The following is a 25,667-nucleotide window of genomic DNA, read 5'->3' on the forward strand; positions in this document are numbered from 1 at the left end:
TTTTGTGGCGATCGGAAAGGATGCAGGGGATTGGAGAGCCCAATCCCCGAATTGTGTTCAATTTCGCCTCAGCGCGGCCAAAGATGCTGGATCAGCAGCTGCACGTTACGATTGCCGCGGAACTCGTTGACGTCGAGCTTGTAGGCCAGTTCGACCTCGCGCACGCTGCTGTCCGGCCACAGCGTGGTGTCCACGTTGAATGCGATGCCGTCGAGCAGCGGGCCGCCGCCGAGCGGCTCCACCATCAGCTTCAGGTGTTTCTCGCCCACCAGCCGCTGCTGCAGGATGCGGAACTTACCGTCGAAGGTCGGTTCCGGGAACGCCTGGCCCCACGGGCCGCCCTCGCGCAGCAGCTCCGCCGTCGTCAGCGACAGCTCCTGCATCGCCAGCTCGCCGTCAGACCAGATAACCCCTTCCAGCATCGCCGGATCGAGCCATTCCCCCACCAGCTCGCCGAAGCGCTGGCGGAACTCGTCGAACCTGGCCTCTTCCAGCGACAGCCCGGCCGCCATCGCGTGGCCGCCGAACTTCATCATCAGCCCGGGGTTCAGCATATCCAGCCGCTCCAGCGCGTCGCGCATGTGCAGGCCAGGCACCGAACGGCCGGAGCCTTTCAGGATGCCGTCGCCCGCAGGCGCGAACGCGATCACCGGGCGGTGGAAACGCTCTTTGATACGTGAGGCGAGGATACCCACCACGCCCTGGTGCCATTCCGGGTGATACATCGCCAGCCCGTAAGGCAGCTCGGTACTGGTGCGCTCCAACTGGTCGCACAGCTGCAGGGCTTCCACCTGCATGCCCTGCTCTATCTCGCGTCGCGTCTGGTTCAGCGCGTCGAGATCGTTGGCCAGCATACGCGCCTGCGCGATGTCATCGCTCAGCAGCAGCGCCACGCCGATCGACATGTCGTCCAGCCTGCCGGCGGCGTTAAGACGCGGGCCGAGAGCGAAACCGAGATCGTTGGCCGCCAGCTGGCGGGCATCGCGGTTGGCCACCTCAAGCAGCGCGCGGATGCCCGGACGGCATTTGCCGGCACGGATGCGGTTTAACCCCTGATACACCAGAATGCGGTTGTTGGCGTCCAGCGGCACCACGTCGGCCACGGTGCCGAGCGCCACCAGATCCAACAGTTCCGCCAGATTGGGCATCGCCAGCGCGCGCTGTTCGAACCAGCCGCTGTCCCGCAGCCGGGCGCGCAGCGCCAGCATCAGGTAGAACGCGACGCCCACCCCGGCCAGCGATTTGGACGGGAAGGCGCAGCCGCGCAGGTTGGGATTGACGATCGCTTCGGCCGCCGGCAGGGTCTCGCCCGGCAGGTGGTGATCGGTCACCAGCACCTGCATGCCCTTGGCGTGCGCCACGTCGACGCCGGCGTGGGAGGAGATGCCGTTATCGACGGTGACGATCAGCTCCGCACCGCGCGCCGCCGCCTGCTCCACCACTTCGGGGCTCAGGCCGTAGCCGTCTTCAAAGCGGTTCGGCACCAGGTAGTCGACGCTGGCGCCGCCCATGCTGCGCAGCGCCAGCACCGTCAGTGCGGTGCTGGTGGCGCCGTCGGCGTCGAAATCGCCCACCACCATGATGCGGCGGCCGTCGGCCAGCGCCTGTTGCAGCAGGCTGACGGCGGCGTCGATGCCGTCCAGCTGTTGCCAGGGCAGCATGCCCTTGACGCCGCGTTCCAGCTCCTGCTCAGCCTGCACGCCGCGCAGGGCGTAAAGCCGGCGCAGCAGCGGCGGCAAACTGGCGGGCAGATGCGTGTCGTCCGCCGCCGGGCGGCGACGTAGTTGCGTTTTGATACTCACCGGCGATTAACCACCGGCTTTGGTGGCGGCCTGGTGCGCATCCAGCATGGCGGCCATCTCTTTCGGCCCCTGATAGCCCGGGATCATCATGCCGTTTTCCAGGATGATCGCCGGCGTGCCCTGAATGCCGAACTGCACGCCCAGCTCGTAATGCTTGCTGATGTCGGTTTTGCAGGTCGCCGGGGAGATGGCGTCGCCCTTCATGGCGGCGTCGAACGCCTTGGCCTTGTCTGCGGTGCACCAGATCGACTGCATGTCTTTCTCAGCCTGAGAGGCCAGCCCCTGGCGCGGGAACGCCAGGTAGCGCACGGTGATGCCCAGATCGTTGTACTCTTTCATCTGCTGGTGCAGCTTGTGGCAGTAACCGCAGGTGATGTCGGTGAACACGGTGATCACGTGTTTCTCTTTCGGCGCCTTGTAGACGATCATCTGATCTTTCAGCGCGTCCATCTTGCTGCCCAGCAGTTGGTTGGTCACGTTGACCGGCTCTTTGCCGCTGACGTCGAACAGCGGGCCCTGCAGGATATGCTTGCCGTCTTCGGAGGCGTACAGCACGCCGCTGTCGGTCAGCACGGTTTTCAGTCCATTGACCGGTGAAGGCTGCACGTCCGCCTGCTGGATGCCCAGGCTGGCGAGCGCTTTTTTGATCGCCGCGTCATCGGCATGGGCGGCGCTGGTCACCGAAGCCACCAGCAGTGAGAGCAGCATTAAACCTTTTTTCATTGTTCCAATCCTTTCGAACCCGCCGCTCAGGCGCGCGGGTGATGCTGTTGATGTAGCTGTTTCAGTCGTTCGGTCGCTACATGAGTATAAATTTGCGTGGTCGAGAGATCGCTGTGCCCTAACAACATCTGTACGACACGGAGATCGGCCCCATGGTTCAGCAAATGGGTGGCGAACGCGTGCCGCAACACGTGCGGCGACAGACGCTCGCTGTCGATGCCCGCAAGGATGGCATAGTGTTTGATGCGATGCCAGAACGTCTGTCGGGTCATTTGCTGGCAACGGGTGCTGGGGAACAGCACATCCAGCGTCTGGCCGTTGACCAGCCACGGGCGGCCGTGCTCCAGATAATTTTCAATCCAGTAGACCGCCTCTTCGCCCAGCGGCACCAGCCGCTCCTTGTTGCCCTTGCCGATCACCCGCACCACGCCCTGCCGCAGGCTGACGTCGCTGATGCTCAGCCCCACAAGTTCGGAAACCCGCAGCCCGGTGGCGTACAACACTTCGAGCATCGCCTTGTCGCGCAGCTCCAGCGGCTGATCGACGCAGGGCGCCTGCAGCAGCGCATCGACCTGCGCCTCGCTCAGATCCTTCGGCAAACGCTGCGGCAGCTTGGGAGACGCCAGCTGCGCGGTGGGATCGTCGGCGCGCAGCTTTTCGCGGTACAGGTACTGAAACAGGCGGCGCATGGCGCTCAGCAAACGCGCGGAGCTGGTGGCCTTGTAGCCGCCGTCCACCCGCTCGGCGAGAAAAGCCTGCAGATCCAACGCCTGCGCCTGCAGCAAGGCGGTGTTTTGCTGGCCAAGCCAGGTGCCCAGCGCCTGCAAATCCAGCCGGTAGGAGGCCAGCGTATTTTCCGCCAGATTGCGCTCAAGCCACAGCGCATCCAGGAATTGTTCAATCAGCGCATGGTCTTGCTGTTGCACGCGGTCCTCTCTTTGTTGCATTTCCACCCGCGCCATTATGCCTTAAGCCGACGCAAATCAGGTATACTCGCTGCAATTCTCTAAACGGCAACGTAACGGTTTACACATGAAGATTGGTCTGTTTTACGGCTCCAGCACCTGCTACACCGAGATGGCGGCAGAAAAAATCCGTGAGATTCTGGGTGAAGACCTGGTCGACCTGCACAACCTGAAAGACGTCTCTCCCAAGCTGATGGAGGACTATTCCATACTGATCCTCGGCATCCCGACCTGGGATTTCGGCGAACTGCAGGAAGACTGGGAAGCGATCTGGCCGCAGCTGCCGGCGCTGGATCTGAAAGGCAAAATCGTCGCCATGTACGGCATGGGCGATCAGCTCGGGTACGGTGAGTGGTTCCTTGACGCGCTGGGCATGCTGCACGATCACATCGCGCCGCTGGGCGTGCAGTTCATCGGCTTCTGGCCAACCGAGGGCTTCGAGTTCACCAGCCCCAAACCGCTGAGCGCCGACGGCAAACACTTCGTCGGCCTGGCGCTCGATGAGGTCAATCAATACGATCTGAGCGAAGAGCGCCTGCAGCAATGGTGCGAACAGATCCTGCTGGAAATGGAGCCGCTGCTGTAGCCGCTATCGGGCGCTCAACGCGCCCGATTTCCCCCGCTTATTTCCACAGACGGAAGCGTGGTTCGTCTTCGCCGGCCGGCGTCTCCTTTGCCAGACGCGCCGGATCGGCCACCTGATACCAGTCCAACTTGCGCGTCAACAGCATAATGCCCGCCAGAATGGCGAACAGCAGCCCCGCCCCCAGCACCAACGCATTGTCCTCCGACTGCAGCAGCAAATAGAGCACGCCGTACAACAGCAATAGGCTCGCGGCGAACAGCGCACCGCGCAGCTTGCCGCGCAGCACGGCGCTCAGGTAGAAGCCGATCAGTCCGCTGCAGGCGATGCTGGCCGCCAGGTAAGCGAGAGCGAATCCCAGGTGTTCGGAGAAGGCCAGCAGAATCAGGTAGAACAACACCAGCGCCGCGCCGACCAGCAGGTATTGAATCGGGTGCACCCGCAGCCCGGTCAGGGTTTCGAACAGGAAAAACGCCATAAACGTCAGCCCGATAAACAGCAGCGCGTATTTGACCGCGCGCTCGGTCAACTGATAGTGATCGACCGGTTCGACCAGGCTGGCGCTGAAGGCCGGCAGCTTGTCCTCGTCGATAATGCCATCGTCGTAATGGAACGCACTGTTGATGTTGTTGGCGAACCAGGTGCTGCGCCAGCGAGCGCTAAACCCTTGCTCCGTCACCTTGCGTTCGTCCGGCAGGAAGTTGCCGAGGAAATTCGGGTGCGGCCAGTTGCTTTGCAGCTGCAGCTCGCTGCTGCGCCCCAGCGGCACCAGTGACAGGCTGCTGGTGCCCGCCAGCGTCAGGGTGAAGTCGGCGCTCAGCCCCGCTTTTTGTTGCAGCGCCGCCAGCGTCAGCGGTGCGTGGATCCCCTGGCGCAACGATCCCACGCCGGTGCCCGGCTCAAACGCCACCGGCTGCGGCGTTGCCAGCGGGGAAATGCTCTTGATGCCGCGAGAATCGCTCAGCGCCACCAGCAGGAACGGCTGGCCGACGGTCACTTTGGCGCGTTGCAAATCCGCCAGCTCCGGCTGGCCGAAACGCACCTTGAAGTTCAGCGGCCCCTGGTAAACCTGCGTCTGATAAATGCCCAACTTGCGCACTTCCACATTCGGCGCCCCCTGCACCTGAAGCGACTCCGGCAGCAAATAGCGGTGATGCTGCACCCGCTGCACCACCGTTTGCCCTTTCTCGTCTTTTTTTTCTTCTTGTTCGACATAAGGAATGACAATCAACGGGCCGAGCACGCGCTGCGCCCCGCTGGTGCTTTCGCTCACCTGCCCGACCACGCTTTGCCGATAGCCGCTGCGTTCGTCGATCACGCTCATCAGTTGGGCGATGGGGATCAACATCACCACCATCAATCCCAGCAGCGTGGTTATTTTCCAGAAAAGTACCGATTTCATCATGCTCGCTCCTCGTAGGTAATGAGGCCACGATAAAACCCGCAGGTGAAATCAGAATGTGGTTATGTGAAGGGAAGGTGAAGTCACAGCGATAACCTGAACGTCGCTTCCACCCCGTGCGGCCGGCGGTTGCGCAGGTGAATGCCGCCATGATGCAGACGGGCGACCTCCTGCACGAAGTTCAGCCCCAGCCCGCTGCTTTTTGGTCGTTCGGCGCGCGGCAACGAATAAAAGCGCTCGAACACCTTATCGAACGCATAGTCAGGAATGCCGCTGCCGTCGTCGCAAACGCTGATGCAGTAATGCTGTTCCCGCCGTTCGCCTCGCACGCTGACGCAACCGCCCGGCGGGGTAAAGTCGATCGCGTTGTCCAGCAGGTTGGTCAGCGCCTGGCTGATCAGCAACGCATCGCCGTTCAGCGTCACCTCCGCCAGCGCCTCCAGCCGCAACCTGACGCCGCGCTGCGTCGCCTGCGCCTCTTTGCCCGCCACCGTCTGGTCGATCAACGCCGCGATCGCGATGGGCGCCGTCTCCATTTCTGGCCGGCTCTCCAGCCGCGCCTGCACCAGCAGTTTATCCACCAGTTGTTGGATGCGCGCGCTTTGCTGTTCAATGTTGGTGAGAAAACGCCGAGCGGTTTCCGGCGGCGGCAGCTCCTGCAACAGCTCCGCCGCGCCCCTGATCGCCGCCAGCGGGCTTTTCAGCTCATGCGTCAGGGCATGCGCATATTGTTCGATATAGGCTTTGCCTTCCAGCTTCAGGCGCATGCTCTCCAGCGCCTGCGCCAGCTGGGTCAGTTCCCGGCCGCCCACTTTGGGCAATGGCGCATTTTCGCCCTGCGCCACCCCATCGGCATAACGCACCAGCCGGCCTATCGACCGGTTGATCCACCAGACGAACACCGCCCCGATCAGCAGCGCGATCCCCAGCAGCAACGCGCCGGCCCAAAGAATGCGCCGTTCGCTGCGCTTGATCACCGGCGCCATGGTGCTGTTGGGTTTACCCACGGTGAGCACGCCGATAATGCGCCCTTGTTCTATCACCGGCGCGGCCACATACATCACCGAACTGTTTTCATCCTGCGGGTCGCTGCGGGTGCTGCGGGCGCCGTACTGGCCGCGCAGCGTCCGATAAACATCATTCCAACGCGAATAATCCTGCCCCTGCGCGCGGCCGGCGGAATCGAAGATGACCCGGCCCTGGGCATCGGTAAGATAGACGTGGTATTCACTGCGGTCCTTGCGGATGCCGGAAATGTTGGCGCCGATCGGCCGCTGATTCAGCTGCGTAAACGCCTGCGCCAGTTGGCCATGCGCCGCATCGCCGCGCTGCATGTCCTGACGGGCGATCTGCGCCAGCAGGTTGGCGGTGTCCACCAGCGTGCCTTCGGTAGCGCGCCGCACGCCGGGCTTCACTTCCTGGACGAAAATGCTCAGCACGAAGTACCCGGCCACCGCTACGATCAGAAAGTACCCCAGCAGCAGGCGCAGGCCAATTTTCATGGCTGGCGGCTCACGCTGTAGCCCAATCCGCGGTGGGTGTGGATCGGCGGTTCACCGGGTTCAACCGCACGCAGCTTGGCGCGCAGCGTTTTGATGTGGGTATCGACGGTGCGATCCAGGCTTTCTTCCGCCTGCGCCCAAACGCTTTCCATCAGTTGCTGCCGCGAGAACACCCGTCCAGGCGCCAACAGCAGCGTCTTCAGCAGCAGGTATTCGTAACGGGTCAGCGGCAGCGGCCGCTGATGGTAGGAGATGGTGGCCGCGTCTTCGTCGAGCGCGAAAGCGCCGAAATGGTAGGGCGCGCTCTGCTGCAGGCGCTGCTGCTTGTGCAGGCGACGCAAAATGGTGCGCACCCGCGCGCTGACCTCGCGAGGAGAGAACGGCTTGGCGACATAGTCGTCAGCGCCGATCTCCAGCCCGATCAGGCGATCCACTTCATCACTGCGGGCGGTGAGAAACAGAATCGGCAGGTCGGCCGCCTGAGCCAGCAGGCGGCGACACAATTCAAAGCCGTTGATATCCGGCAAACCGACATCGAGGATAGCGAGCGCGGGCGCGCCTTGCGCCAGCGCCTGCAACGCCGGTTCCGCGCGTTCGAACCAGCGCACCGCGAAGCCTTCGCTCTCCAGCGTGTAAACCAGCGTATCGGCAATGCTGGGTTCATCCTCCACCAACCAGAGTACGGGTTTCATCAGGGATCCTCGCCGTCACCCGCCGGCGGATACAGCAACAGCTGCCGCAGGTGGCGCCACTCCTCTTTGCTCATGCAGTCGGAAGCCAGCCACAGCCGGCGGCGCTTTTTGCCCTCCATCGGCAGCAGCGTCAGCAGCATGCCGTAACCCGGCATCCACGGTTTTTTCGCCAGCCGCCACTCGCGGCCGTGCCAGCTGAAGCGCCGGTCCGCCAGCAGCCGCAGCTCGCCCTGCGCCGCGGCGATGCGCTTCTGGCTGCGAATGCACTGAAACACCACCAGCGTCAGCAGCACCAGCCAGAGCGGGCCAAAACCTTCCGGCCAGGGCGAAATCAGGATCAGCAGGATCAACACGCCGTGGGTCAACAGTGAAAACAGCTGGGTGCGCCAGGAAATGCGGATATCACATCGCCACTGGGCCACGGTCTTTATTTCGCGTTTGGATCAGGGTCACCATTCTCTGCAGCTCGCCGTCCTGCGGCGCGCCATGATTCATCAGCCAGTTGAACAAATCGGGATCGTCGCACTCCAGCAGGCGGATAAACAGCGCCTTGTCCGCGTCATTCAGGCTGTCGTATTCGTACTCGAAGAACGGCATGATGGAGATGTCCAGCTCGCGCATGCCACGGCGGCAAGCCCAGTGAATTCGTGCTTTGTTGTTAATATCCATGTTGTTATGACTCACCTCTTTTCAGCGCGGCAGCGCCAGCGCAGGGTTCAAATGACACACTGTATGGCAACGCCGTCGCAATATAATTCCATCAGCCGGGGATCTGTCTGCAAGGGTGCCCTGGCCGCAAGCCTATAGAGTAACAATTTGACATACACGCCGGGAAGGCGCTTTGCTGCGGAAAGCGTAATAAAGCGCAAAATGCCAAAAAAAGCGCACCCCGGCGCCGCGGCGCGAATAACAGTTTGCAAAGCCCGCCGCCTCTTTTACCATGGGTTCAATACCCTTCAGGTAAGCTAAACGTTGAGCAGGAACTTACTATGGCGCATAACATTCCATTCCCACCCCGTCAGCCCTCCGCTTCCACCCATCTGCCCCTCACGCTGATCTCGCTGGAAGATTGGGCGCTGGTGACGCTGAACGGGCCGGACACGGTGAAATATCTCCAGGGCCAGGTGACGGCGGACATCGACGCGCTGGCGGCCGATCAACACGTGCTGTGCGCCCACTGCGACGCCAAGGGCAAAATGTGGAGCAACCTGCGTCTGTTCCACCGTAGCGAAGGCTTCGCCTATCTGGAACGCCGCAGCGTGCTGGACAGCCAGCTGGCGGAAATCAAAAAATACGCGGTGTTCTCCAAAGTCACCATCGCCGCCGATAACGACGCGGTGCTGCTGGGCGTCGCCGGTTTCCAGGCGCGCGCCGCGCTGGCGGATCTGTTCGCCACGCTGCCGAGCGCCGAGCACCCGGTAGTGCAGGACGGCGAGACCACGATCCTGCACTTCAATGCGCCGGCGGAACGTTTTCTGCTGGTGACCCGCCCCGCCGTGGCCGAACAGCTGATCGGCAAACTGCATGACCAGGCGGAACTGAATGACAGCAGCCAGTGGCTGGCGCTGGAGATCGAGGCCGGTTATCCGGTTATCGACGCCGCCAACAGCGCGCAGCTGATCCCGCAGGCCACCAACCTGCAGGCGCTGGAAGGCATCAGCTTCAGCAAAGGCTGCTATACCGGTCAGGAGATGGTGGCGCGCGCCAAATTCCGCGGCGCCAACAAGCGTGCGCTCTACTGGCTGGAAGGTAAGGCGGCCCGCGCCCCGCAGGCGGCGGAAGACCTGGAGCTGCAGCTGGGTGAAAACTGGCGCCGCACCGGCACCGTGCTGGCGTCGAGCCAACTGGCCGACGGCAGGCTGTGGGTGCAGGTGGTGATGAACAACGATTTGGACGCCGACAGCAAGCTGCGGGTGCGCGAGGATGCCGCCAGCCAGCTGGCGATCAAACCGCTGCCGTATTCGCTGGCCGAAGAGAAATAATCCGTCGGCCGCAGGCGCCCTGCCTGCGGCCGTCTTCGTTACTCGTCCAACTCCCCGTCGCGCTGCACCAGATAAATCAGCACCAGAATGATGGTGACGAAGAAGCGAAACGCATCGGGCACGCCGTTCCACTGTTTCGACATCCACATGCCAAACCACTCGCCCCCAATCGACATAAAGCCGACCTGCCAGGTGAGGAAGCCCAGCGTCAGCCCCACTACCGCCAGCTTTTTCCTGCCGTTGAAAGCTTTAGCGGGCAGTTTCAGGCCGCACAGCAAGCGCAGGCCGCCGATCCAGCACAGCAGCGCGGTCAGGCTCTCCAGCGCAATGATGAAGATATAGCCGGCGTGATGCAGCCACGGCGTTTGTATCGAACGGTAGCCGATGGTGGCGTCGGGGAAAATGGTGTCCATCATAAAGACGTGGCGCACGAAGGCGAAGTTGGAGCCGTAATCGGTGATATTGCCGAAGGCCACCAGCGAAGCGAACAAAGCGATAGCGCAGACCAGCAGCGCTTTGGATAAGCGAACGATCATTGTGATGAGTCCTGAACAAAGTTAAGAGAAAGAGTATGCGGGCTCAGAAATGAAAGAACGGGCTTGCTGGATACCCGAAAGAAGCAAGCGCCTATTTTTTAAAACAAAAGAGGCGCCCGTTCAATACGCATTCAGACGTAGCGATAACGTTTAGACGTAGAGGTAGATCGCCATGAAATGGCAGGCGCTGCCGCCGAGCACGAAGGCGTGCCAGATGGCGTGGCCAAAGCGAATGCGCTTGGAGGCGTAGAAAATCACGCCGAGGGTATAGACCACCCCGCCGATCGCCAGCAGCGTGACGCCGCCGGCCTCCAGCCGCGTAACCAGCTGATAAATCACGATCAGCGACAGCCAGCCCATCGTCAGGTAGGTTACCAGCGACAGGGCTTCAAAGCGGTGGGCGAAGGCCAGCTTGAACAGCACGCCCAGCAGCGCCAATCCCCAGATTACCGCCATCAGGCCCTTCGCCAACGGCGAATCCAGCCCCACCAGCAGAAACGGGGTGTAAGTCCCGGCAATCAGGAGATAAATGGCGCAGTGGTCAAATTTTTTCAGCCAATGCTTGGCCTTCTGATGCGGGATCGCATGGTACAGCGTGGAAGCGAGAAACAGCAGGATCATGCTGCCGCCGTACAGGCTGTAACTGGTGATGGCCGTCGCATCGGCGCCGGTATTCACCGCCTGCACCAGCAGCAACACCAGGCCGACGATACCGAACACCAGCCCGATGCCGTGGCTGATGCTGTTGGCGATCTCTTCCGCCCACGGATAAGCCGAGGCGACAATCTTATTGTTCCCGGCTTTCACTACGTCCGTTTTCCCCATAACGCGCAACCCCTCAAAATGCCCTGCTTTGTGCGAAATTAACGCAAAGCAGCTTAACTGAGAATAATTCCAGTGTACACGTGTACGCTAAAATAAAAATGTGAACGCGTGTAACCATCGAAATCGCCCGCCCGGTGGTCTACAATCGTCAGGCTTCAACCCACCCACCTTGAGGTTTACACCATGTCATCCGCTGTACCCGCGTTAGATTTCGGCTCAATGACCCAGGTCATCCAGTTCCTGATGGAAATCGATAAGTTGAAAGGCGTGCAACGCCGCACCAAAGTGCTGGGCACCCAGCGCCAGGAAAACTCCGCCGAACACAGTTGGCACTTCGCCATCGCCGCCATGAGCCTGGCGCCCTACGCCGGTGATGACGTAGACATTCAGCGCGTGATCCAGATGGCGCTGCTGCATGACATTGTGGAAATCGACGCCGGCGACGTGCTGGTCTACGATCTGGCGGCCCGCGCGGCGATCCACGATCAGGAAGTGGCAGCGGCGCGCCGCCTGTTCGGCATGTTGCCGGAGGCTCAGCGCGAGTATTTCACCGCTTTATGGCAGGAATATGAAGATGGCGAAAGCGCCGATGCACGCTTCGCCTTGCTGCTGGATCGCACCATGCCGATGCTGATGAACCTGCACAATGAAGGCCAGAGCTGGGTAGAGAACGGCATCAGCCTGGAGCAGGTGCTGGCGCGCAATGCATCGATCGCCGACGTGCACCCCGAGCTGTGGCACCACATGGAGCAACACCTGCGGGATGCGCAGCGCAAAGGCTGGTTGAAGTAATAGTATATGCTGCAGTGAATACACTGCAGCCTGTTTATTTCACCCGACGGCGGCTCCATACTTGCTTTTAGACGTCATCGCAGCGGTCAGTTCAAGCAAACCCAGCCCCGGCACGGGATATGTGTCTCATACTTGCTTAACCCCAGGTTCTCTCCTTTACTTACCTTTTTCGCATCCATTTCTTTGGGGAAAGTCATGAGCTCACTTCTCGTTCAACGCGATGTCGCCGCATTATTTTATGCCGTCATAGGAAAAAAAGCCGACATTAAAGATATCGATTATTTTTCAAAAAAATTGGCACAAGAAAACCTCTCCCTTGCTGCATTAACAAATAAATTAATCAATTCTGAATTAGGTCAATCACGCCTGTCGCAATTAAATAACAGTGAAAAAATACAGTTTATTTACCATAATCTTCATGGTGCCGACGCATCGGAGGAAATACTCGCTTACCTTCTCAGCCAATTGGAAAAAAGTGGCGATCTCGGAAGCCTTGCGGCTTACATGAACAACGAACTTTTGCACTACTCCGGGCAAGAAGTCATTTTAAAAGAACAACAAGCCGCGTTGATTGAAACCGTCAATCAAACGCTATTCCCCTCTTTTAACGGCTCAGTATCAGACGGAGCCGAATGGGTGCAGGGTTTTTATTATGCAGTGAAATCAACGATGACATCCGATGGTATAAACTATTGGGGCAACGTGATAAATAAGCACCCTGAACAGTTAAATCTGATTGCACAAAAATTTGTCGATGGTAAAAAAGCGTTGTCGAACCTTAGCGACAATGATTTCGTCATCAAAATTCATGAAAATATTTTTGGATCAGCCCCCGATAACAACCAACTACAAAAATATACTGCCGGGTTAACTATCAATACGGAAAACCGTGGCGATGTTATAGTACGAATGATTAATGACATCCGCAATGATGACACCAGCGAACATGCTGATGCCAAAGCAATTTTTTTGGCTCACACGCATGTTTATGCTGCCGGAGAGTTACCGGCACCGGAGTATCAAGAGGCCATAACTGCAATATACTTGAGCATTGCCGGTTATTATATTGATGCCAATGCATTGGATACCTACAGTAAGCAATTAGCCGCAGGGCGCTCTGAGAGTGATATCCTCGCCATGTTCGCTAAGCAGCCTGCATTCGCCAAAGCCGTCTCATATCAGATAATATTCAGTAATTTATGGGGAAGACCCATGACGACAGCCGAGTCTGTCGCAATTATGAACGAAAGTGGCAATGATGCACTGAAGGCAACACTGGCGGTATTGGCGCACTTTCGTGCTAATGAGAGTATTATTTCAGGCAATGGCGGAGCTCCGGGCAGTTATGCGGTCCAACAATTCGAAAAAAAGATCGGAGCCAATTTAAACTATGTCAAACAGGGGGTACTGACAAAAAGTGATGAAAACGGAGCATTAACGGGAACAATAAATAATCATGGCGTCGAACATGTTATTTCCAATGCTGAGTTACTCATGCTGAATGACATTACGTTGAACGTCATGAAATCAGGCACTGTCGACATTAGTCAATTGAATGGGTGGCATACCCTTACCATTGACGGTACTGAGAATATTTTGCTGAAGTTGTTCACGCAAGCGCTCAATAATATTAATATATTCCTGAAAAACCCGAATGTCACCTTGGCAAACCCTATTACTGGGAACAATCAAAACGTTATCATCACGGCAGATGCGGATATGGCGCATGCCACCGGTGAGCTTCGATTCAATTTTGCAAAAAATATCAATGTACAGTGGCAAGGCAATAGCATCAATGACGGCGCCAATAGCGTTAGCAATACTTTCAAAATTAAGGGGTATGACCAAGGTTCGGTATTAACGGCTAACCTCATCATCAAGAATGTGTATCTCACCACAAGTAGCGATGGTACGCTTTCCGGCACGATTGCCACCAATGTAGGTAACTTTACGCTTTTCCCCCAGATCGATTTGGCGGGCTATCGCGGTACGGGTTCTATCTACCTTGACGGACAATTAGTCGGCAACGAGGGCAAGCACGTATTTGATATCGGCCTCTTGGCCGATCCCTCTATCGCTAACATACACAACAAGGATTATAAGCATATCACCGACCTGAAAGCCCCCGAGCTTTGGGATCCTGCGTGGGGAATGCCAAACGGCTTTACGGGTTCATACGGTTTTGCGCTGTCTGGCTTTGCCGATAACGTTACGGTGATTAATGTGCCGGTAGACTCATTTATGGATGCCCCTTTTAGCCAACGTGCTCTGGAAATCACCGGTAATGCCGGTGAAAACAGCCATATTACCTTCGAGTACGCCCCCGATTACCGTTATAAAAATTTTTCACCCGTGATGACAATTAGTTTTGATGCGAAAAATATAGCTCACGCTGATGCCGGCACTTTATCGTTCAAAACCGATACGGTCTATATTGACTCTGGTATTCCGGAGGTCAGAGAGTTTTTGGAAATATCATCCAAGGGAGATGCGGAAAACACCCTACGCCTTGAGGGCCATGACAACCATATCAGTGAAATTAACATTACCGGTGATAAGGCGCTTAACCTCACCATCAAAAACAATTTCAGCGAAGAATTGAAATCCATCACCAGTCACATGGCTAATAGCACACCACTGCATTTGACCATGGAACAAGGGGGGACCGGCGGCGGGCAGTTCTATCAGCTGCTAAAACAATTAGACGGACTGACGGGATACGATGCCATCATGTCCCAATTGGCCGGTTACCAACTGTCGATCGCCAACGATGCCCCTACGACCAGCGGCATCCAGGCTAATCATATCTACAACGTAATGGGCAATACGAGTCTGGCAACCGGCAAAGGCGCGGATACGGTGGTATTCAACCACAGTACCATTGATAACATGGTCACCTTTAACGATTACGAAAACAGCAGTACGCAAAATGCATCATGGGTTGAAGGCGACAACATTGCCGTCGGTGATATCGACCGGCAGTGGCTCTTTTCCGCGGGTGGCAGCAAGACTATCGATCTCGTCGGCAGCTTATCCCTGAATGAGCTGACAGTGCTACTCTCCGGAATGAATGTCCAGACGAATACGACTCCGCAACAATTGTTCATTGAACTGGTATCTACAGTCACTCAAGGCCACAGTCAGAGTGCATTGAGCGAAGTCAGCGCCTTATCGTTGAATGGATTCTATTTTGTGATGGTGGATAAGAATCTGAATCACAGTTTGGACAACGATGACATTATTTTTGGTCTCAAAAACGACAATGCCTTCAACATGGCCCATTACGATTCACCCGTTCTGGAAATTAATGGCATTGGCAGTTTTACCCATGATGCCGTCGCTGCATAGCTGCTATTTATCATGCACAACTTTCACGCCGGGCTTTGACCCGGTGTGAAAGTTACTACGGTTTGTACGCCCTCCCCTTCACGGCAATCACTGCCCACAGCGTGCTCAGTAACGCCCCCAGCATGCAAGCCAGCGACGGACCGGCATAACGTACCCGGGGCAGGAACGGTTCGGTGATGAGTGCCGCCTGCGGGATGCGCAGCGCAAAGGCTGGTTGAAGTAAGTGAACCGGGCTGCCGCGGCAGCCCTTCAACGTCAAGCGAACGCCCGTTGGCGTTCCAACGCCTCCTCATAGCTCGGCATCGATCCCGCCGCCCCGGCGCGCTCCACGCAGACCGCCGCGTAGGCGGCGGCGAAGCGCACCGCATCGGCTAACGGCACCTGATTCGCCAGCTGCGCCGCCAGGGCGCCGTTAAACGCATCGCCCGCGCCGGTGGTATCTTTCGGCTGCGCCGGAAACGCCGGGATCAGCTCGCTGTTTTCCCCGTCCGAGAACAATGCGCCCTGCGTCCCCAAGGTCACGATCAGCAAGCGAATGCCTTTGGCATGCAGCACCTGCGCCGCCTGGCGCGCCGAAGCCACATCCCGCACCGGCACGCCGGTCAGCAACGCACACTCGGTGGCGTTGGGCGTCAGCATATCAACCTGCGCCAGCAGGCTGTCCGGCACCGGCTGAAACGGCGCCGGGTTGAGAATGATGAATGTCTGCGCCTCGCGGGCGATGGCGATCACCTGCTCAATCGCCGGCAGATTGTTCTCCAGCTGAGTCAACAGAATATCCGCCGCGGCGATCGCCGGCCGGCACTGGCGCACCTCATCTTCGCTGACCGTCAGGTTGGCGCCGGGATCGACGGCGATCATGTTCTCCGCCTCCTCGCCGGCAACATAGATAAGCGCATTGCCGGTCGGGCAATCGCCGGTCGAGAACAGCGTCACCGCATCGAAACCGGCGGCGGCGAGATGGCGCCGGGCAAAGGTACCGAAGTCGTCGCGCCCCACCTTGCCGATATAATGCACCCGCGCCCCGGCGCGCAGCGCGGCGGTGGCCTGATTGGCGCCCTTGCCGCCCGCGCCCATCATGCTGTTGCGGGCGATCAGCGATTCGCCGGGCTGCGGAAAGCGCGCCATGCCGGCGACGATATCCAGGTTGAACGAACCGAACACGCAGACTTTGCCTTTCATTGCGGGTACTCCCTGCTTAATTGGAAATGGCGCCGGGCGGCCAGGCAGGCGCCTTTGCTGCCGGTCTCATCGCTAAGGCGGCTGACGGAGATCGCCAGCCCCTGCGCCGGCTGCGGCCCGCGCAGATGGCGGCGGATCTCTTGCTCCAGCTGCGCCAACGGGAAACCATTCATGGCGATCACGCCGCCCCCCAGGATCAGCCGCTCTGGATCGAGCATGTTCATTTCGATGGCGATGGTCTGCGCCAATCGTTCGACGAAGCGCCGCAGATCCGGATGCTCGCCGTGGCGTTCGAACAGCCGTTCGAACGGCGTTTGCGCCGCGTTGGCGCGCGCCCAGCCGGTCAGCCAGTGACCGGAGGTCAGGCTCTCGACGCAGCCCCGTTTACCGCACGGGCACTCGCCCTGATGGCCCGGCCAGGGTATGTGCCCCAGCTCGCCGGCGGCGCCGTGCGCCCCGTGGTAAAAATTGCCGTTAAGCCACAGGCTATTGCCCATGCCGGTGCCCAAATACAGCCCTACCGCCACCTGCGGCAGCGCCGGCAGCTGCTGCAAGTCCCACCACAGCAGGTGATTGACGTCTTTATCCATCCGCACCGGCAGCGCCAGCAAATCGGCCAACAGCGCCGCCACCGGCTGAGCATCCAACGCCGGAATGAACGGCAGCGACAGCACCCGCGAGCGATCGCGGCTGAGGATACCCGGCAGCCCAAGCATCACCTGCGCCACCTGACGATCCTGGCAATGCCCGGCGATCAGGCGGCCCAACGCCGCCAGCGGATCGGCCTGCCGTGCCCAATCGGCGGTCGCTATCTTGCGGTAACCGCTGAACTCGCCGTCATCATCCATCAATAGCAGGCGGGTGTTGGTGCCGCCGACGTCTACGCCAAGAAAATGCCGCATCATGTCCCCCGCCTCAGGCCGCCTGCCGCATCTGATCCAGCATTTTTTCCCATGCCGTCTCCAGATCCGGATCGAGGTTGAACAGCCCGGAGCTGCCGACGATCAACACTTCCGCGCCGGCGCCCATCAGATCGCGGTAGGTGCGCTGATTGCAGGATCCGTCGATCTCGATCAGATAGCTCAGGTTTTGCTGGCGTTTCAGATCGCGCAACTGGCGGATCTTTTCCAGCATTTCGGGAATGAACGGCTGCCCGGCATAGCCCGGATCGACAGTCATCACGGTGATCTTATCCAGCAGATGAAGATAGTGGCGGATAAACTCCACCGGCGTAGCCGGGTTCAGCACCACCCCCACTTTTTTGCCCAGCGCGCGGATCTGGTTGATCACCCGGAACGCGTCGCGGTTGATGGTTTCGGCGTGCGGGCAGATAAAGTCCGCGCCGGCGCGGGCGATCGGGTCGATAAAATCGGTCGGGTTCTCCACCATCAGATGCACGTCCAGCAGCAACGAGGTGTGCGGGCGGATCTGTTCGATAAAGAACGGCGACAGCGTGATGTTTTTAACGTAGTGCCCGTCCATGATGTCGATATGCAGCATATCGGCGCGGCGGTTCAGCACCGCCAATTGCTGCCGGATATCCATCAGGTTCATGCACATCAGTGAAGGTGAAATCTGGTATTTCATTAGCGTTATCCTGCGCAAAAGGGAAAAAGGATCAGTGGCCCGCCGCGGCTCTGGCCTGGGCCGCGCTGCGGCGCATCGCCCGCCGCTGCCGATAGCGATGGCGTAAAAATTTCAGCGCCAGCACTGCAATCAGCACCGCGCCCCACATCGCCAGACTGAAGTGCGGGCTGACGTTCATCAGGTTCAAACCGGTGGCGATCACCTGCAGCACCACCAGCGCCAGCACCACGCCGCTGACCCGGCCAAAACCGCCGAACGGATCGGTGCCGCCCAAAATGATCGCCAGCACCGTCAGCAGCAGATAAGAGTCGCCGTAGCCCATGCGCGCCGAGTTGAAGCGCGCCATCATCACCAGCCCGGCAATGACGCACAGCAGGCTGGAGAGGGTGTAAATGGCGATCAGCACCCGATGGGTATTCACGCCGCTGAAGTGGGTGGCGTTGATGTTGCTGCCGCTCATGTAGATGCATTTGCCGAGCCGGGTTTTCTGCAAGAACAGCGCCAGCAGCACGGCAACCGCCAGGAAGATCCACAGCGGTACCGGTACGCCCAGCACGCGCTCGGCGCCGATAAACCGCACGATCTCCGGCATGCCGCTCAGGGCCGCGCCGCGCGTCAGGTAGATGCCGATGCCGTTGACCGTAGTCATGGTCGCCAGCGTCACCAGAATCGGATGCGCGCCGACGTACGCAACCAACGCGCCGGTCGCCGCGCCGATCGTCACGGCCAGCAGCATCGCCGCCGCCAGCGCCAACACCAGCCACAGCGCCTGCAGCCCCAGCCCGGCGTCCGGCGGCAGATAGCTGATGAACAGCCAGGCCATCAGCAGGCTGGTCAGGTTGGCGCTGGCGATAATGCACAGGTTCAGGCCGCCGCTGAGGATCGGGATGAACATCGCCAGGGTCAGCAGGCCCAGCTCCGGCAGCTGGAACGCCACGCTGGTGAAGGTGGCGCCGCTGAAGAAGCGCCCCGGCATCAGCAAGCTGAAGGCCAGCACCACCGCCACCAGCAGCGCCAACAGGCCGACGGCGGTGCCGTCCGGACGAAATTTCAGGTAGTTGCCCATCAGGCGCTCCTCAGGCGAAACCGACGTCGGTTTCTTTGCGTTTCTTGTAGTGAGTGACGGTGATCGCCGCGACGATCACCAGGCCGATCACCACGTTCATGAAGTAGCTGGACACGCCGATCAGGTTGAGGCCGTTTTTCAGCACGCCGATCAGGAATACGCCCATCAGCGTGCCGATTACGCTGCCCTTGCCGCCGTTCAGGCTGGCGCCGCCCAGCACCGCCGCCGCCAGTACGTCGAGCTCACCGCCCACCAGCGCGTTGGGCACCACTTCGCCCATGCGGTACACCTGCACCAGGCCGCCGATCGCCGCCATCACGCCCAGATAGCCGTAGGCGAACAGGTGCAGCAGGCCGACGCGAATGCCGATGCGCCGCGCCGATTCCGCATCGCCGCCGACGGCAAACAGCTGGCGCCCGAGGTGCGTCTTGTTCAGCAGCAGCCAGGTCAGCAGCGCCACCGCCAGCATCACCAGCGTCGGCAAACCGAGCTGATAGCTCTGTTCACCCAACTGGAACGGCAGCACGCTGCGCGGCAGCGTCCACCAGTCCGGCAGCGCGTACAGACTGCGGCCGTTGGTCAGCCACATCAGCATGCCAAACAACAACGCCTGCATACTGATGGTGACGATGATCGAGACGATGCGCAGGCAGTAGATCAACAGCGCGTTGACCATGCCCAGCGCGGCGCCGATCGCCAACGCCAGCAGAATGCTGCCCGCCGGGCTGGCCAGCCCGTAGTGGGTCGCCAGCGTGGCGATCAGGTACTGCACCACCGAGGCCACCGCCGCGAAGGAGATATCGATACCGCCGGTCACCAGCACCACGAACAGGCCGAGGGCGAAAATGCCGCTCACCGCATAGCTTTCGCTGAGATCGAGCAGGTTTTGCACCGTCAAAAACCGATCGCTGAGCAGCGAAAAAACGATGACCGTCAGCAGCAGTACCCAGGCCAGGTAGCCTTCGTTACCGCGCGGTTTCAGGCTGAATCTACGCATTGACCGCCTCCGCCAGCTGTTGCTGGCTCACCTGCCCCGGCAGGTATTCGCCGATCACGCTGCCGCCGCTGAAGTGCAGCACCCGATCGCAGTTGTAATACACCTCCGGCACTTCGTCGGAGATCAGCAAAATGGCGATCCCCTCCTGCGCCAGCAGATGGATCAGTTGGTAGATGCTGGCCTTGGCGCCGACGTCGACGCCGACGGTCGGCGAGTCGAGGATCAGGATCCGCGGCTGGGTCAGCACCCACTTGGCCAACACGATCTTTTGCTGATTGCCGCCGGACAGCGTCGAAACCGCCTGCTCCGGATCCGCCACCCGCACGCCGAGTTTGGCGATCCACTCCGCGACGATGCGATTCTTGCGGTAGTCGTCAATCAGGCGAAAACGCCCGCGCAGCTTATCAAGAATGGTCAGCACCGCGTTGTCCGCCACCGACTGTTGCTGCACCAGGCCGAGCGTCAGGCGATCCTCCGAGACGTAGCCGATGCCGGCCTTGATCGCGTCCTCATGGCCGCGAAAGCGCACCGGTTTGCTGTCGAGGTAGAGCTTGCCGCTGTCCGGCCGGGTCATGCCGAACAGGCTCAGCGCCAGCTCGGTGCGCCCGGAGCCGAGCAGCCCGCATAGACCGAGCACCTCGCCCTGATGCAGCCGGAAGCTCACGTCCTGATATTGCCCGGCGCGGCTGAGGCGATCCGCCTCCAGCAGCACCCGATCCTTATTCATGCTGGGTGACTTCAGGCGATAGTCCAGCTTCAGACCGGTCATCAGCTCGGTCAGACGATCGCCGGTGATCTCCGCCGCCGGCCAGGTCCCGATCTTGTTGCCGTCGCGGATCACCGTGACGCGATCCGAAATCTCCAGCACCTCGTCCAGCCGGTGGCTGACGAACACCACGCAGATGCCTTTCGCTTTCAGGTAATCCACCGTGCGCAGCAGCTGATTGACCTCGGTGCGGGTCAGCGAGGCGGTCGGTTCATCCATGATCACTAGCCGCGCCTCCGCCACCAGCGCGCGGCAGATCGCCACCTGCTGCCGCTGGGCGATCGGCAGCTCCGCCACCCGTTTGTCGAGATCCAGATGGAAACTCAGCTCTTGCAGCAGGCGCTCGGCGGTGCGCCGCAGCCGTGCCGGGCGGTACCATCCCAGCAGCCCATGCAGGTTGTGCTCGAAGGCGATGTTTTCCGCCACCGTCAGGTTGGGAAACAGCGACAGATCCTGGTAGATCACCTGAATGCCGAAGGCGCGCGCCTGATCCGGCGACAGCCGGCCGAAGGTTTGCCCGTCGATGGTGATGCGGCTGCCGTCGTCCGGTTGATACACGCCGGCGATCGCCTTGATCAACGTACTCTTGCCGCAGCCGTTGGTGCCGGCCAGGCAGTGCACTTCCCCCGGCATCAGCGCCAGCGAGATAGCGTTCAGCGCACGCTGCCCGCCAAAGGTCATCGACAGCTGTTGCAGCGCGATCAGCGGCGCGCCCTGGGTTGCCGTATTGCCGGAAATCGCCATGATTACAGCCCCATCTTCACCAGCTTCGGCAGGTTTTGCTTATCCAGACTTTCGGTGGCGTTGCCGAGAATGGTGTGCTGCTGTGCATCCACCTGCACCTTGCCCATGCCTTCGATGGTCATGCCGTCGGTGATCTTTTCTCCCTTGTGCATCATGTCGGCGATGCGCACGAACACTTCGCCCGCCACCAGCGGATTCCAGATATAGCCACCCTTGATGGCGCCACGGTTGACCAGCGAAGCGCCCTGGCCCGGGCTGAACGGCCCGATGACGCAGATATCGTTGCTTTTGCCGCGGTTGAGCACCGCGCGCCCGGCGCCGATCGGCCCCTGCGATCCGAACGCCAGCACGCCTTTCAGATCGGGATATTTGGCCATCAGATCGTTGGTGGTGCGCACGCTGTCATCCAGCGATTCCCCCACGCCGAACTTGTCGCCCACCAGCTGCATGTTCGGGTAGTGCTGCTTCTGGTAGTTGATGGCCGAGTCCGACCAGGTGATGTGCAGCGGCACCGTCAGGCTGCCGACGTACACCGCGTACTTGCCCTGCTCTTTCATGCAGGCGGCCAGCGCTTTCATGTGGTTGACCCCGTGCTGCGAGGCGTCCACCAGCTCAAAGTCCCAGTCGGCGTACTTCTGGCCGGGGGATTCGTGTACGATCACCTTGATGCCCGCCTCCTGCGCGCGCTTGAGCACCGGCTCCAGCACCCGGGCGTCGTTCGGCACCACGCCAATGATGTCCACCTTCTGCGCGATCAGATCTTCGATGGCGCGCACCTGCAGCGCCGGATCCGCCGCCGTCGGCCCGACCATCCAGGCGTCGATGCCGCGTTTGGCGCCTTCGCTTTTGATGCCGGCCTCCATGGCGTTGAACCACGGAATGCCGCCGATCTTCACCACCACGCCCATTTTCAGCTTGTCCGCCGCCTGCGCGGATAGCGACAGCAGCAGCGAGGCAAACAGACCGACCAGTACGGATTTTTTCATTGTTCTCTCTCCACAAGTGTTGGCTGTAAATAAGGGGGTTTCGTTGTTGTTATCGCGCCGCCCTTTTCGCGGCGGGTGAAACTTCAATCACGTCGACGTTGTTCCAGGCCAGTTCCTGACGAAATTCGTCGTCGCTGAGCCGATCGGTGATTAAGGTATCTATCTCCCGGTAGTGGCAGATGCGCGCGAACGAGCGGCGGCCGAACTTATTGCTGTCCACCAGCAGGAACTTGCGTTCCGACGCCAGCAGCATCTGCTGCTTCAGCCGCGCATGGTGCTCGTTGCTTTCGCGGATGCCGCCGTCCTGGCAGATGCCGTGGCAGGAGAAAAACAGCTTGTTGATCACGAACTCTTTCAGCATCTGCTCCGCCAGCACGCCGATAAAATCCTCATACTTGGCGGAATACTCGCCCCCCAGTCCGATAGTGCGCACGTTGGCCTTGCAGGCCAGCGTCTGGATGATGTGCAGCGAGTTGGTCAACACCACCAGCGAGATATCCGGCAGTTGGCGCGCCAAAAACCAGCTGGTGGAGCTGCTGTCCAGCAGCAGGCAATCCCCCGGCGCGATAAACTCCAGCGCGCGTTTGGCGATGCGCGTCTTCTGCTCCGGCGCCTCGTTGCTGCGCTGGCGGAAAGATTCCCCCTGGTCTATCTCGGCGGGCACATAGGTTTTCTCCACCGCCGGCGGCTCGACGAATACCGCGCCGCCGTGGCTGCGCAGCAGCAGGCCGCGCCGTTCCAGCAAGGCCAGATCACGCCGCGCCGTCTCGATAGAGATGTGGCACAGCTGCGCCACCTCCTGCACCATCACGCGGCCGCGCTGGCTCAAGACTTCGGTGATAAAACGATGACGTTCTACAGGCAGCATGTTTCTTTTCTCCTCCACGACGTTGATTACGATATCGATTTGCCGCGCCGCGTTTTGCGCGCAGACGCAAAGCGCATCGCCCCGCGATCGGTCAACGATGGCGGTGTGATAGTTGTCAAAAAAATCGGGAGGAAAATGAAATGAATAATTATGAAAGTGTGGAGTAACAGGCAGTTATGATGCGCGTGCGTCTTAGGCAGACAGGAGAGAAACGGTAAACGGTCACAATTCCACGTTCCGCAACATGACCGTTAATGACCGTTTTTGTGGTTTTGACCGAACGCCGGGCCTAAAGTAGCCCGGCATTCTATTTACAGCGGCTTATGCGCCGTTTCCCGCGCCGCCCATACCGCCCAAAGCGTGATAAGCAGAGCCAACGCGACATAGGCGGAAATCGCCAGCGTGCTGTCGTAAGATTTAAACAACGAAGTGATGATCAGCGGGGCAAAGCCGCCACCGATAATCCCCGCCAAGGTATAGGCTAACGACGATCCGGCATAACGCACCCGTGTCGGGAACTGTTCCGTGATGAAGGCCGCCTGTGGCCCATACATCGCCGCATGGATCAACAGCCCGATCACCACTGCCATGCAGATCAACACCGGTTGACTGCTGTCGAGCAGGACGAAGAACGCAAACGCCCACGCTATCGCCGCCAATGCACCGCCGATATACACCGGACGACGGCCGAAGCGATCCGACAATGCGCCAAACAGCGGTACCGCGACGGCGTTACCTATCGCCCCCAGCATGGTGGCGCCCAGCGCCAGCGGGCGCGGCAGATTCAGCACGGTGGTGACGTAGGTCAATGTGAACACGACCACCAACGCATAGAGCACGTCAGAGCCGATACGCGATCCGCCGGCGATCAGCAGTGGGCGCATGTGCTGCGTGAAGACTTCGCGGATCGGCGACTGCGTAACATCTTTCGACGCCTCCAGTTGCAAAAATGCCGGCGTCTCACCCACCCCCCGACGCAGCCACAAACCGAAGATGACCAGCACCAGGCTCAGCAGGAACGGGATCCGCCAGCCCCATTGCTGGAAATCGTCCGCCGACATCGCCAACGTCACCAGCGTAATCAGGCCGGTGCCGATCAGCGAACCGCAGGACGGCCCTACCTGAGCAAAGGACGCGTTGCGCCCGCGCTGATGCGGCTTACCGTGTTCCATCGACAACAGCACCGCCCCCGCCCATTCTCCGCCCAGCGCAATGCCCTGAATAAAGCGCAGCGTCACCAGCAGCAACGGGCTCCAAATCCCCCAGCTGGCATAGCCGGGCAACAATCCCATCAGCGCCGTGGTCACGCCCATGATCACCAGCGTGGTGACCAGTACAAAGCGCCGCCCCAACACATCGCCAAGGTGGCCGAACACGATGCCACCGATCGGCCGGGAAACATAACCCACCGCGTAAGTGGAGAACGCCAGAATCGTGCCCACCAGCGGATCGAACGATGGGAAGAATACATGGTTGAAAATCAACGCGGCCATGATGTTGTAGACGGTGAAATCGTACCATTCCAACGCCGTGCCGATCGAGCTGGCCGCCGCCAACTTGCCGGTATTGGGCGGTGCGGCGGCACTTTCTGCGGCAGGCACGGCAGCCTGTGCCGTTTCAGTGGTGTATGCGTTCATGATGTCAGCTCCTGTGCGGTCAGTTGCCAGCCAAGGGCATAGTGCCAGGCATCGGCGGCGGGCATGTTCAGCGCTTCAGCGGCCTGCTCGCTTAAACGCAGGCCGGCTTCGGCGTCGCTGCTTTCGATCAATAGCATCGGCAGCATTCGGCGGTTTTCTCGCGATTCTTTCGGCAGCGGGGAACTGAGTTCGGCATCCGGCGTCAACAGGCTGCTGCGCACAAAGCCAGGCTGTTCAGCCAGCCGTGCGCCCAGTTGCAAGATGCGGGCATGCAGCGCTTCCGATGCCGCCGACGGCAGCACGAAGATACAGAGATGACTGCCGCACCCTTGGCCGGTGACCGCCTCCACCGCACACACCCGGCGCATTGGATCGCGCATTTTCTCCAGGCTGGCCACCGACCAAGGCGTTTGGTGTTGAAACGCGGCGCGATAGGCTTCGGAGGTAAAACTGGCCAACGATTCGGTTTTATACAGCCCCAAATATTGACGCCCGCCCTGCAATGCCCGATAGCGTGTGCCGGATAAAAAGCCGGGCACCCGCACCCGCTCCTCCACGTGTTCGCGGTCATACCAGCGATTGAAATCCGCATCATCCTGCGTGGCGACATCCGTCGCGACAAACAGCATTCCGTTCGGGGAATCGTTCATGGATATTCTCCTGGTCATCTCAAAAGGCAGGC

General features: G+C 60.0%; 24 protein-coding genes. 4 read left to right on the top strand and 20 right to left on the bottom strand.

Translation table 11 applies throughout. The features are described from left to right. Positions 1-68: 68 nt before the first annotated feature. The 3 genes from recJ to xerD are packed head-to-tail and all read right to left on the bottom strand — an operon-like array spanning position 69 to position 3,451. Entirely contained in the window at positions 69-1,802 is a 1,734-nt protein-coding gene (gene recJ / locus SSARUM_RS19385) for a single-stranded-DNA-specific exonuclease RecJ (protein ID WP_033635823.1), read from the bottom strand. A 6-nt stretch (positions 1,803-1,808) separates the two neighbouring features. Beyond that, entirely contained in the window at positions 1,809-2,525 is a 717-nt protein-coding gene (gene dsbC, locus SSARUM_RS19390) for a bifunctional protein-disulfide isomerase/oxidoreductase DsbC (RefSeq protein WP_041036552.1), read from the bottom strand. A 26-nt stretch (positions 2,526-2,551) separates the two neighbouring features. Continuing rightward, positions 2,552-3,451, bottom strand: coding sequence for a site-specific tyrosine recombinase XerD (xerD, locus tag SSARUM_RS19395; RefSeq protein ID WP_033638574.1), 900 nt, complete (start codon positions 3,449-3,451; stop codon positions 2,552-2,554). A gap of 106 nt (positions 3,452-3,557) precedes the next feature. Between xerD and fldB the strand changes: the two genes are divergently transcribed. Next, positions 3,558-4,076 carry a flavodoxin FldB gene (fldB, locus tag SSARUM_RS19400; RefSeq protein WP_033635825.1) on the top strand — a complete coding sequence of 173 codons (519 nt, stop codon included), beginning with the start codon at positions 3,558-3,560 and terminating at the stop codon, positions 4,074-4,076. A gap of 37 nt (positions 4,077-4,113) precedes the next feature. Here the strand turns inward: fldB and creD are convergent, their stop codons facing one another. The 5 genes from creD to sdhE form a co-directional block, all read right to left on the bottom strand. Next, positions 4,114-5,478 carry a cell envelope integrity protein CreD gene (gene creD / locus SSARUM_RS19405; RefSeq protein ID WP_060431066.1) on the bottom strand — a complete coding sequence of 455 codons (1,365 nt, stop codon included), beginning with the start codon at positions 5,476-5,478 and terminating at the stop codon, positions 4,114-4,116. An 80-nt stretch (positions 5,479-5,558) separates the two neighbouring features. Further along, a complete protein-coding gene (gene creC, locus SSARUM_RS19410; protein ID WP_033649455.1) occupies positions 5,559-6,977 on the bottom strand; it encodes a two-component system sensor histidine kinase CreC in 1,419 nt (472 codons plus the stop codon). Continuing rightward, positions 6,974-7,669: a two-component system response regulator CreB gene (gene creB / locus SSARUM_RS19415; protein ID WP_033649454.1), complete on the bottom strand. Its 696-nt coding sequence runs from the start codon at positions 7,667-7,669 to the stop codon at positions 6,974-6,976. The genes creC and creB overlap by 4 nt, the downstream gene beginning before the upstream one ends. Beyond that, positions 7,669-8,091, bottom strand: a complete 423-nt coding sequence (locus tag SSARUM_RS19420) for a protein YgfX (protein WP_033649453.1) — start codon at positions 8,089-8,091, stop codon at positions 7,669-7,671. Before SSARUM_RS19420 ends, creB begins: the two co-directional genes overlap by 1 nt. Next, positions 8,072-8,338 carry an FAD assembly factor SdhE gene (gene sdhE, locus SSARUM_RS19425; protein WP_004931679.1) on the bottom strand — a complete coding sequence of 89 codons (267 nt, stop codon included), beginning with the start codon at positions 8,336-8,338 and terminating at the stop codon, positions 8,072-8,074. Before sdhE ends, SSARUM_RS19420 begins: the two co-directional genes overlap by 20 nt. A gap of 320 nt (positions 8,339-8,658) precedes the next feature. Between sdhE and ygfZ the strand changes: the two genes are divergently transcribed. Continuing rightward, positions 8,659-9,651 (top strand): tRNA-modifying protein YgfZ, encoded by a 993-nt coding sequence (gene ygfZ / locus SSARUM_RS19430; protein WP_033649452.1) that lies wholly within the window; start codon positions 8,659-8,661, stop codon positions 9,649-9,651. A gap of 38 nt (positions 9,652-9,689) precedes the next feature. On the opposite strand, the gene SSARUM_RS19435 is transcribed toward ygfZ, so the two are convergent. Together SSARUM_RS19435 and trhA are read right to left on the bottom strand one after the other, a co-directional pair. Then, positions 9,690-10,187 carry a DUF2165 family protein gene (locus SSARUM_RS19435; RefSeq protein WP_033649451.1) on the bottom strand — a complete coding sequence of 166 codons (498 nt, stop codon included), beginning with the start codon at positions 10,185-10,187 and terminating at the stop codon, positions 9,690-9,692. Positions 10,188-10,337: 150 nt separating this feature from the next. Further along, a complete protein-coding gene (gene trhA, locus SSARUM_RS19440) occupies positions 10,338-11,012 on the bottom strand; it encodes a PAQR family membrane homeostasis protein TrhA (RefSeq protein ID WP_033649450.1) in 675 nt (224 codons plus the stop codon). A 183-nt stretch (positions 11,013-11,195) separates the two neighbouring features. Between trhA and SSARUM_RS19445 the strand changes: the two genes are divergently transcribed. Together SSARUM_RS19445 and SSARUM_RS19450 are read left to right on the top strand one after the other, a co-directional pair. After that, a complete protein-coding gene (locus tag SSARUM_RS19445; protein ID WP_025304127.1) occupies positions 11,196-11,804 on the top strand; it encodes an HD domain-containing protein in 609 nt (202 codons plus the stop codon). Between the two features lie 195 nt (positions 11,805-11,999). After that, positions 12,000-15,152, top strand: coding sequence for a hypothetical protein (locus SSARUM_RS19450; RefSeq protein WP_060431067.1), 3,153 nt, complete (start codon positions 12,000-12,002; stop codon positions 15,150-15,152). Between the two features lie 255 nt (positions 15,153-15,407). On the opposite strand, the gene rbsK is transcribed toward SSARUM_RS19450, so the two are convergent. The 10 genes from rbsK to SSARUM_RS19500 form a co-directional block, all read right to left on the bottom strand. Next, positions 15,408-16,334 (bottom strand): ribokinase, encoded by a 927-nt coding sequence (gene rbsK, locus SSARUM_RS19455; RefSeq protein ID WP_060431071.1) that lies wholly within the window; start codon positions 16,332-16,334, stop codon positions 15,408-15,410. Next, positions 16,331-17,239 (bottom strand): allose kinase, encoded by a 909-nt coding sequence (gene alsK, locus SSARUM_RS19460; protein WP_039567291.1) that lies wholly within the window; start codon positions 17,237-17,239, stop codon positions 16,331-16,333. Before alsK ends, rbsK begins: the two co-directional genes overlap by 4 nt. A 10-nt stretch (positions 17,240-17,249) precedes the next feature. Continuing rightward, positions 17,250-17,921 carry a D-allulose 6-phosphate 3-epimerase gene (gene alsE / locus SSARUM_RS19465; protein ID WP_033635837.1) on the bottom strand — a complete coding sequence of 224 codons (672 nt, stop codon included), beginning with the start codon at positions 17,919-17,921 and terminating at the stop codon, positions 17,250-17,252. Between the two features lie 31 nt (positions 17,922-17,952). Then, positions 17,953-18,987 (bottom strand): ABC transporter permease, encoded by a 1,035-nt coding sequence (locus SSARUM_RS19470; RefSeq protein WP_039567288.1) that lies wholly within the window; start codon positions 18,985-18,987, stop codon positions 17,953-17,955. Positions 18,988-18,997: 10 nt separating this feature from the next. Then, positions 18,998-19,984 (bottom strand): ABC transporter permease, encoded by a 987-nt coding sequence (locus tag SSARUM_RS19475; protein ID WP_060422852.1) that lies wholly within the window; start codon positions 19,982-19,984, stop codon positions 18,998-19,000. After that, positions 19,977-21,494 (bottom strand): sugar ABC transporter ATP-binding protein, encoded by a 1,518-nt coding sequence (locus SSARUM_RS19480; RefSeq protein ID WP_033649443.1) that lies wholly within the window; start codon positions 21,492-21,494, stop codon positions 19,977-19,979. The genes SSARUM_RS19475 and SSARUM_RS19480 overlap by 8 nt, the downstream gene beginning before the upstream one ends. A gap of 2 nt (positions 21,495-21,496) precedes the next feature. Further along, entirely contained in the window at positions 21,497-22,480 is a 984-nt protein-coding gene (locus SSARUM_RS19485) for a substrate-binding domain-containing protein (RefSeq protein ID WP_033649442.1), read from the bottom strand. Positions 22,481-22,529: 49 nt separating this feature from the next. Then, entirely contained in the window at positions 22,530-23,348 is an 819-nt protein-coding gene (locus SSARUM_RS19490) for a DeoR/GlpR family DNA-binding transcription regulator (RefSeq protein ID WP_004931653.1), read from the bottom strand. Between the two features lie 311 nt (positions 23,349-23,659). Continuing rightward, complete coding sequence (locus tag SSARUM_RS19495) at positions 23,660-24,985, bottom strand: MFS transporter (RefSeq protein ID WP_039567284.1); 1,326 nt, start codon at positions 24,983-24,985, stop codon at positions 23,660-23,662. After that, the gene (locus tag SSARUM_RS19500) at positions 24,982-25,635 is read right to left on the bottom strand and encodes a DUF4286 family protein (protein ID WP_033654061.1); all 654 of its coding nucleotides are present in this window, start codon (positions 25,633-25,635) and stop codon (positions 24,982-24,984) included. Before SSARUM_RS19500 ends, SSARUM_RS19495 begins: the two co-directional genes overlap by 4 nt. Between the last annotated feature and the right edge of the window lie 32 nt (positions 25,636-25,667).

It is taken from the genome of Serratia sarumanii (assembly GCF_029962605.1).
Classification (GTDB): domain Bacteria; phylum Pseudomonadota; class Gammaproteobacteria; order Enterobacterales; family Enterobacteriaceae; genus Serratia; species Serratia sarumanii.

Bases quoted from the DNA above. Each gene is read 5' to 3' on its own strand.
- SSARUM_RS19490 (WP_004931653.1), bottom strand. From the start codon at position 23,348: ATGCTGCCTGTAGAACGTCATCGTTTTATCACCGAAGTCTTGAGCCAG.
- SSARUM_RS19450 (WP_060431067.1), top strand. From the start codon at position 12,000: ATGAGCTCACTTCTCGTTCAACGCGATGTCGCCGCATTATTTTATGCC.
- sdhE (WP_004931679.1), bottom strand. From the start codon at position 8,338: ATGGATATTAACAACAAAGCACGAATTCACTGGGCTTGCCGCCGTGGC.
- alsK (WP_039567291.1), bottom strand. From the start codon at position 17,239: ATGATGCGGCATTTTCTTGGCGTAGACGTCGGCGGCACCAACACCCGC.
- dsbC (WP_041036552.1), bottom strand. From the start codon at position 2,525: ATGAAAAAAGGTTTAATGCTGCTCTCACTGCTGGTGGCTTCGGTGACC.
- creC (WP_033649455.1), bottom strand. From the start codon at position 6,977: ATGAAAATTGGCCTGCGCCTGCTGCTGGGGTACTTTCTGATCGTAGCG.
- SSARUM_RS19475 (WP_060422852.1), bottom strand. From the start codon at position 19,984: ATGCGTAGATTCAGCCTGAAACCGCGCGGTAACGAAGGCTACCTGGCC.
- fldB (WP_033635825.1), top strand. From the start codon at position 3,558: ATGAAGATTGGTCTGTTTTACGGCTCCAGCACCTGCTACACCGAGATG.
- SSARUM_RS19445 (WP_025304127.1), top strand. From the start codon at position 11,196: ATGTCATCCGCTGTACCCGCGTTAGATTTCGGCTCAATGACCCAGGTC.
- ygfZ (WP_033649452.1), top strand. From the start codon at position 8,659: ATGGCGCATAACATTCCATTCCCACCCCGTCAGCCCTCCGCTTCCACC.
- creB (WP_033649454.1), bottom strand. From the start codon at position 7,669: ATGAAACCCGTACTCTGGTTGGTGGAGGATGAACCCAGCATTGCCGAT.
- SSARUM_RS19480 (WP_033649443.1), bottom strand. From the start codon at position 21,494: ATGGCGATTTCCGGCAATACGGCAACCCAGGGCGCGCCGCTGATCGCG.
- trhA (WP_033649450.1), bottom strand. From the start codon at position 11,012: ATGGGGAAAACGGACGTAGTGAAAGCCGGGAACAATAAGATTGTCGCC.
- SSARUM_RS19435 (WP_033649451.1), bottom strand. From the start codon at position 10,187: ATGATCGTTCGCTTATCCAAAGCGCTGCTGGTCTGCGCTATCGCTTTG.
- rbsK (WP_060431071.1), bottom strand. From the start codon at position 16,334: ATGAAAGGCAAAGTCTGCGTGTTCGGTTCGTTCAACCTGGATATCGTC.
- SSARUM_RS19500 (WP_033654061.1), bottom strand. From the start codon at position 25,635: ATGAACGATTCCCCGAACGGAATGCTGTTTGTCGCGACGGATGTCGCC.
- alsE (WP_033635837.1), bottom strand. From the start codon at position 17,921: ATGAAATACCAGATTTCACCTTCACTGATGTGCATGAACCTGATGGAT.
- SSARUM_RS19495 (WP_039567284.1), bottom strand. From the start codon at position 24,985: ATGAACGCATACACCACTGAAACGGCACAGGCTGCCGTGCCTGCCGCA.
- SSARUM_RS19485 (WP_033649442.1), bottom strand. From the start codon at position 22,480: ATGAAAAAATCCGTACTGGTCGGTCTGTTTGCCTCGCTGCTGCTGTCG.
- SSARUM_RS19470 (WP_039567288.1), bottom strand. From the start codon at position 18,987: ATGGGCAACTACCTGAAATTTCGTCCGGACGGCACCGCCGTCGGCCTG.
- creD (WP_060431066.1), bottom strand. From the start codon at position 5,478: ATGATGAAATCGGTACTTTTCTGGAAAATAACCACGCTGCTGGGATTG.